General features: G+C 46.3%; 7 protein-coding genes. All 7 read right to left on the bottom strand.

All coding sequences use genetic code 11. The features are described 5' to 3' along the window. Positions 1 to 116 precede the first annotated feature (116 nt). A complete protein-coding gene (locus AC23N5_RS24995) occupies positions 117 to 539 on the bottom strand; it encodes a PIN domain-containing protein (RefSeq protein ID WP_487757717.1) in 423 nt (140 codons plus the stop codon). A gap of 2 nt (positions 540 to 541) precedes the next feature. Next, on the bottom strand, positions 542 to 763 hold the full coding sequence (locus AC23N5_RS24990) for a hypothetical protein (RefSeq protein WP_487757716.1): 222 nt from the start codon (positions 761 to 763) through the stop codon (positions 542 to 544). A 275-nt stretch (positions 764 to 1038) separates the two neighbouring features. Beyond that, positions 1039 to 1587, bottom strand: a complete 549-nt coding sequence (locus tag AC23N5_RS24985; RefSeq protein WP_487757715.1) for a DUF6438 domain-containing protein — start codon at positions 1585 to 1587, stop codon at positions 1039 to 1041. A gap of 540 nt (positions 1588 to 2127) precedes the next feature. Continuing rightward, complete coding sequence (locus AC23N5_RS24980; protein WP_487757714.1) at positions 2128 to 4143, bottom strand: aceric acid hydrolase; 2016 nt, start codon at positions 4141 to 4143, stop codon at positions 2128 to 2130. Between the two features lie 139 nt (positions 4144 to 4282). Beyond that, positions 4283 to 5506: a glycoside hydrolase family protein gene (locus AC23N5_RS24975; protein WP_487757713.1), complete on the bottom strand. Its 1224-nt coding sequence runs from the start codon at positions 5504 to 5506 to the stop codon at positions 4283 to 4285. Further along, positions 5490 to 6773: a bile acid:sodium symporter family protein gene (locus tag AC23N5_RS24970; RefSeq protein WP_487757712.1), complete on the bottom strand. Its 1284-nt coding sequence runs from the start codon at positions 6771 to 6773 to the stop codon at positions 5490 to 5492. Before AC23N5_RS24970 ends, AC23N5_RS24975 begins: the two co-directional genes overlap by 17 nt. Next, entirely contained in the window at positions 6770 to 7426 is a 657-nt protein-coding gene (locus AC23N5_RS24965) for an aspartate/glutamate racemase family protein (protein ID WP_487757711.1), read from the bottom strand. Before AC23N5_RS24965 ends, AC23N5_RS24970 begins: the two co-directional genes overlap by 4 nt. Between the last annotated feature and the right edge of the window lie 85 nt (positions 7427 to 7511).

Genomic DNA, 7511 nt, shown 5'->3' with positions numbered 1-7511 from the left:
AAATTTGAACAAATTTACAACCAAAATGAATTATTAATCCTGCAAAGTAAACTGTCCGTCTAAAATGGACCACCTCACAGTACTGGCCGCTAGGTCAGTTGCTCGTTATTCTTTTGTCAAAGCGTTCGTAAAAAGTCTTCAAAAAGCATGACCTTTCTAAATCCTTGTTTTCGTAAACCTTCGCATAAAGGATTATCTCTTGTTAAAAGAGGTAGCTCTAACTGCATTGCTAAAGCTACATAAGTCACATCTTTTAAATCGATTTTGCTAAGCAGTCTTTTAGACTTTTCAAGACTTTCTTCGGTCAAAACGTATTGTGGTAGAATTGTTATTTGTGAAAATACAAAATAAGTCCATTGCAAAAACTCGTCATTTTGCATTTTAGTCTTAGTTTTCAATACGTTCTGGTACTTTTCAACTTCTACCAGCACAAAATCAGGAAGTATGAAGTTATAGTACCTTAATAAAGGTTTATAGCTTGCTTTGCCGCTTATCAATATACTCATCAAAATATTTGCATCAATTACGAAGTCGGTCATTGCTAGGCAAAATATTTATGTTTCTCTTGTTGCCATGCCAAATTTCTGGATGTCTGCCATTCTTGGTCATTTTCCAAATCAAGGTTTTCTAGGTCTTTCAAAATATCTTGTGCCGCAAGTTTGAGAACAGCTTTTTGCATGAACTCCTGCAAATAAGTTTCTATTTGAGTGTAACCCATTGTTTGCACAAAACTTTCTTCTAATTGTATCTTAAACTCTACCATTTTTAGGCAATTTATGTTTATGCGAATGTACAGATTATTTCCTATGAGTACCTTATTTTTTGTTGTGGTTTTCTTTTGAGGAAAGGCATAATGAGTAGATAAACCCAAAGCCTCACACTATAAGCCACAGACCTACCGCACCACAGGCATCCAAATCGTCATTTCGGAAGGGTGGGAGGGTAGGTAGAGGACTGTTTTTCACTACGAAGATGGCACCTCTCTGAGGCTTGAAATTTTCACCAAACACTGGTTATACTGGCATTTTGAAGCTGTTCCTATGGTTTGTCATCAACAGCTGGTTGTATAAATTTAATTGCCTCTATTTCAGGTAGTGGCTTCTCAGTATTTGTTGGGAATGTCAAGCTGTCTTTTGATGGATGTAGTTTGAGATGTTTAATTTTTTGCATTAACCATCGGTAAACTGTCATAACGCTGTCGGGCAGACTTGCAGATTGTCCTTTAATATGTTTCACTTTGCCGTTGCCGTAAATATAAATTTCTGTTGAAAGGTCGTCAACGGAATGTTGGTATGAAGTGTCGAGCTGTTTATAGTTTATATTTTCAAGTTTGATATTTAATGTGTCCCAAAAGCCGCTGGTTATGTTACCGATAAAAAAGCCAATACTATCAGTGTATTGTACCCCGTGATACCTTACTTTCAAAGAACTCTCGATGTCAATAGCTTGGATTGGACAGTTGCCGAAACAACCACCTGTCGCAAAGACAACCCTTTTTATCTCATTTTTTCGTTTGGCTTTGTTGTCGCTACAGCTGAAAAGCAAAGTCAGAATTGTGAATATCAGTGTGAGTTTGGATGTTATCATAAAGTTAATATTAACAGTCTTATACTTTTTGTAGTAGTGGGTTTCGGAGTAAAAAATGGCTAATGTATTATTTCAAACAGGTTAAACGCATAAAAATAGAAAGCAACTATTTATTGCTCCAGAGGAGCCATATCTTAGTAGAAAGCAATAATTGGATTCTTCAGAAAGCCCCATGGGGGTGACCTCTTTCATCGAGTATTGGGCGCCCCGATGGGGCTTTGTGGAGGGGTTTATTTACATTTTCTACAAATGTTTCGCTTCTCAGAGGCTGTTTTTTAAAATGCGTTTAACATGTATTCCAAACACAATCGTGGTTTATGCGAAGTAAAATGTTCATTTAACCTGATACCATTGGTATTCTAAAAAGTTTAAGTCGCCCTTAGCGAAGTAAAGAAAATAGAAGTCATATTAGTATTTTTCATAGCCAAGTTTGATACAAACGAGTGGTTATTCACTTGTTTCCCCCACAAAAATAACAAAAAAACGGCGTCTATTCCTGACATTTCAGGGATAGACGCCGTGCTATTTTAAGCCACAAATCTACCGCACTACAGGCACCCAAATCGTCATTTCCGATTGGCCTCGGTTAGCCCAGGCGTAGTAGGGGATGAGCTTTAGGGGGATGGTTTTCTTGGCTTGGGAAAGGGGGCGGTAAAGTTGCTTGTCCCAGTTTTTGTCGTTGATGAGCAGGCCGTTGGTTTCTAAGGCCGTCAAGGTGGTGTTATCCAGTTTCGTTGTTACGGGCTTGAAAGCGGCGGTGCTGGGAAGGGCTACGTCAAAAACGCGGGTAGCAGCGGGCATGTCGGGCGATTCCAAACAATACACCATCGGCCCGCGCTTCACCGCCACTTGGTTGCGGTTTTCTTCTACCAACGGGTTTGATTCCAACAGTTCCGTCGGCATGGCCATGTTCCACGTCACTACGTCTCCTTTTTTCCAAGTGCGTTCGATGGTCACGTAGCCACGGTCGTTGGTGTAGGGAGTGGCTTTGCCGTTGATGAACAATTTGGCCTCTGAACACCAGCTTGGCAAACGCAATTTGAGGCCAAAGCTGCTGGCGGGCAACTGCTCCACCGTGATTTTTACGTTGCCGTCCCACGGATAGTTGCTTTCTTGGCGTAGGGCGATGGCTTGGCCGTTTTTGAGGGTCGTTTGTAGCTGACTACTGCCGTAGAGGTTGCACCAAACGGCGTTGTCGCTGAGGCTGTAGGCGTAGTCGCTTACCTCCGTGATGGTGCGCACCGTGTTGGGCGGGCAACAGTTGGAAATACGGATGTAAGGAATGCGGCCACCCATCCAACGGAGTTGATACGGAAAGTCGTTGGAAGCCGCTAAGGGGTTGGTATAAAAGAACTTATCGCCCGAAAGGCTAATGCCCGACAATACGCTGTTGTACAACGCCAATTCCACCACGTCGGTGTAGCGGGCGTCGCCCGTGAGGGTAAACATCCGCCAGTTGAACAAGACGTTGCCAATGTTAGCGCAGGTTTCGTTGTGAGCACTGACGTTGGGCAATTGGTAGTCGCGGCCAAAGGCTTGGTGCGTTTTTTGGACGTCGTTGGGTTTGTAGGAAGTTCCGTAGGGCGAAACGCCGTCGAACAGTGCCCCACAAGCCCCCGTAACGTACATTTTGCGTTGGGTGAGGTTGTCCCAAATCAAATTCAACGACCGCATCAACGAATCTTCACCCGTTTCGGCATACACATCGGCTACGCCCGCGTAGAGGTACGTACCGCGCACGGCGTGCCCCATGGCCACCGTTTGCTGACGAAACGGAATGCGGTCTTGGTTATCGTCGGTGCCTTCGGTGGTGCCTTTGATGTTGATAAGGTACTTCACCAGTTCCAAGTATTTCTTTTCGTTGGTGGTGCGGTACAGCTCCGTCAGACCCATGTAGTGAGCGGGGCACAGGGCGTTGCGGGCTTGTTCGGGCGTGGCTATTTTGTAAAAACCAATCAAGAAGTCGGCCGATTTTTTGGCAATATCGAGGAGGTTGGTTTTGCCTGTCGCGCGGTGGTGTACGCAGGCTGCGGTCATCAAGTGGCCAAAATTATAGGCTTCAAAACTCAGTTTGTCGTCAAACAGCTTCGCGTTCCCCGTTTTCTTTTGTTCGATAATGGCTTTGGTATAAACGTAGCCGTCTTCGCGCTGGGCCTTGGCCATCACGGCAATGGCTTTTTCCATGAGGGCGTCTAGTTCGGGGTCTTTGGTAGAGGCATACAAACTGGCCACGGCCTCAAACGTCTTGTAAAAATCACCGTCGTGAAACGAAGGGCCTTTAAAGTTGCCAGTTTCTAACCCCGCCGCTATTTCAAAATTCCGAAAAGAATGGCTGATAGTGGGGTCGGTGTAGGTTTTCCAAAGTTGCGGTACCATGGTTTCTTTAGCTACCCGAAAGCGGTCGCCCCAAAAACCGCCCGTCCAACGAACGTCGGTGATGTTGGGAGAATATACTTTGGCGTAAGGGCTATGGGTGGTGTTGGTAATGCCTTTATTTTGAGCCACGGCAAAGACCGTTGTTGCTAGGGCACAAAGGGCGGTGAAAGAGAGCTTCATTTTTAATGACGAATTACGAATGACGAATTACGAATGAGGAATTACGAATAACGAGTTATGGATAAAGAGCTACGAATGACGAGTTGCGGATAACGGATAACGGATAACGGATAACAGATAACAGATAACAGATAACAGATCACTTCTTCTTCGGTGGGGGGGGAGCGACAAATGCTAACTTGCTTTTTCCTATGTCTTTGGAGGTAGCGACGGCGATGCCGCGTTGGTCGTGTTTATTGACCGCGCAATAAAAGTGATACACAATTCCTTTGTGCTTGATGACGTACGATTTGTGGGCGTACATACTATCGTAGGGCTCGGAAGGGGCAATGAGGTCAGCGCCTTCCCATTTAGTCCAGTGGACGAGGTCGTACGAACAGGCAAAGCGGTTGTAGGCGTCTTTGCGGTCGTTCCAAAAAGCACCGAAATAAAACATTACCCACAAATCACCCATTTTTTGCAACACAGCATCCCCCGAAATTCCCGATTGATGGTCGATGATGGGGTCTTGGCCAAAGCGTTTCCAGGTTTGCATATCGTTAGAAACGGCCATGCCAATGCGTTCAATCAAGCGGTATTTGGGGTTATTATTGCTGGTATCGCCGTTGGCATTGTAGTACAGCACAAACGGATAGCCCGTGGTTTTCTTTTTGTCCCAAATCACCGTGCTTTTATAGAGCTTTTTATTTTCCCACCAGCGCACATCGGGGTCGTCGGGAGTGAGGGTAGGTTTGGAAAGGCGCTGCCACTCCGCGACTTTATGGGGCGGATGGGTGGTAAAAGCCATTCCCAGCGACAATTTGCCTTCTTCGTAGCCACGGGTATTACTGCCCAAATACGGCATCCAGTAGCGGCCATCGTATTTTTGGAGCTTGTAGTTGCCGCCCCATTTGGTATTTTGAAGCGCTACATAGCCCGCTCGTTGATTGCTGTCCCAATGCGTGGTATCGGTATCGGCAAACGAGAGCAAACGCCCCAAGGTTGTCCAGTTGAGCAAGTCGTTGCTTTTGGCAAGCCATGTTTCGTAGCCACGCCCGTCGTAAATGAGGTAGGTCATGTACCAACCTTTGCCTTTACGAAAAACCGTTGGACAATCGAGCTTTTTCTCATTGGTAGTCGGGGTGATGATAAGGCCATACTTGTGCGGCGTCTTGATTTCTTCATACACCTTCTGCATCCGCTCAGGGGATACCGTTTGTGCCGTGGCGTTTTGGAGAAAGAAGAAAAAAAGTAGGAAATAGAAAATGTGGATAACCTCACCCCAACCCCTCTCCTTCCAGGAGAAGGGCTTCAAAAGTCCTCCTCCCCTAAAAGGGGAGGGGGATTTAGGGGGTGAGGTTTCTATGCTAAGCGTGCTCATCATTTTTTTGTCGTTTACGCCAATAATTGGCCAAAATAGACCCCGAAATGTTCATCCAAGGGCTAAACACCGTCGCAGGGAGTCCTACTGTACCGAGTTTACCCATGCTTCCTGCCAAGCCCGAGGCCATGCCACCGTTTTGGAGTCCTACCTCAAAAGCAACAGTACGGCTAGAATTAACGTCCAAGCCAAACAAACGACTCAACCAATACCCAAAGAAATAACCAGCGGCATTGTGAATGACCGAGCAGATAAACAGCAGAAAACCTACTTTCATCAAATTCTCACGCCCCGCAGCCGTAGTCACTGTTGTGAAGTAAATGATGCCAAACATCGAAAAATAAGGCATTAGACTGTCCAGTTTTGGAAACCGAAGCGTAAGCAAATGATACAACACACCCACGACAAACGCTCCCACAAAAAATCCCAAAATCTCAAGGGATTGGAGCAGGGGTGTGGAGGTAATTGTTTCTTTGAAAAAGGCCCATGTTCCAAGTGGCAAAGCAAGCAGCCACAAAACGCAGCTACCAAAAATGAACCAAATTTTTTGCCAACTAGCGGGTGTCGCGTTTTTGAGGTAATCGTGTAAAAGGGCCGCGCCAATGGGTACAATGATGATTTTGATAATTTCCATCATCATGTCCACAAAATGAACCTCAATGAGTGTTCCTGCCAACAGTTTCATCAATAAGGGCGTCAAAAAAGGCGCAACCAAGGTCGCCATGGCGGTTACGATAACAGATAAAACCAAATTGGCTTTGGCTAAATAGACCATGACATTGGAGGCTAAACCGCTTGAACATGACCCAATTAGGATGATGCCAGCCGCGATTTCGGGCTCAAAGTCAAAGACTTTGGTAAGTAACAATCCCATCAAAGGCATCACCGAAAAGTGACACAAAAGCCCGATAATTACGCCTTTGCCCGTAGTGGCCAAACCTGCAAAGTCGCGAATGCTCATGTGGATTCCCATTCCAAACATGACGGTCTGGATAATGACCAAAATGAGCCATTTGTTACGTAAATCAAAATCTCCCCACTTGGTGAAGGCCGAGGGGTAAATCATGCCCGCTACCACGGCCGCGATGATCCAAGTGGTGTATTGATACCCCTTTAACGAAGGAATTGCACCCATGCCAATGGCCAAACAAACCGCCAACGCCACAGCCGCAGGTTGCCAAAGGGTATCGGTGGAAGTGAATAGCCCAGCACCGAGTAGCACCACTGCCAAGCCACTGAGGTACAAGGCTATTTTTGAAAATTGTTTCATAATACCGTTGCCAAATACGCCATCGCAATCGGTGGACTTGCCAAAATGGGGACTATTTTTTCTGATTCTGAAAGGGTATCGACAACCCGCGCCATCGAGGCTTGGGCCAGCACAATAACATCGACTTGGGTACTCAGCTCTTTCAGCGCTTTGGCCACCATTGTGTCGTGAAGGGCGGGGTTTCCGCCCATCAACGCCTCAAACGCGCCTTCGCACAAGACGGCCTTTAATTGAATATCTTTTCCTACAACCGCCGCACGACGTTGCACTAAATCTGACGTGGGGGCGAGGGTAGTTGGTAACGTAGCGATGACTCCAATGCGCGACCCCGTTGCTACGGCTTGGTCGGCCATGGGCTGGTCCACGCGGAGGACAGGTACTTGGGTGAGGTCGGCAGCTGCTTCCACGGCAGCACCAATGGACGAGCAGGTAAACATAATATAATCTGCCCCTGCGCTTTCAGCTGAGCCTGCGTAGTTAACTACCCGCCGTGCCGTATCAGCCCGCAGTTCGCCGCGACTAATCACTTGTTTGATAAGGCTATCGTCAACGATGTTAAAGATGTTAACGTGCGGAATGTATTGTTTGCAAAGTTCTTGAAAAACAGGCACTAAGGTTGCGGAGGTGTGAACCAATCCTAATGTTTTTGTCATAATTTTGTATTAGTTAGCGTTGTCTGAGTGCACGCGGTTACTCTTAACCGCGTCTAGGTTTCTCAAAACCTAGTGTTTGATGTCG

Source organism: Runella sp. R5_40 (genome assembly GCF_057652295.1).
Note: the sequence above shows the minus strand (reverse complement) of the source record. Positions and strands in the feature narration are given on the sequence as shown.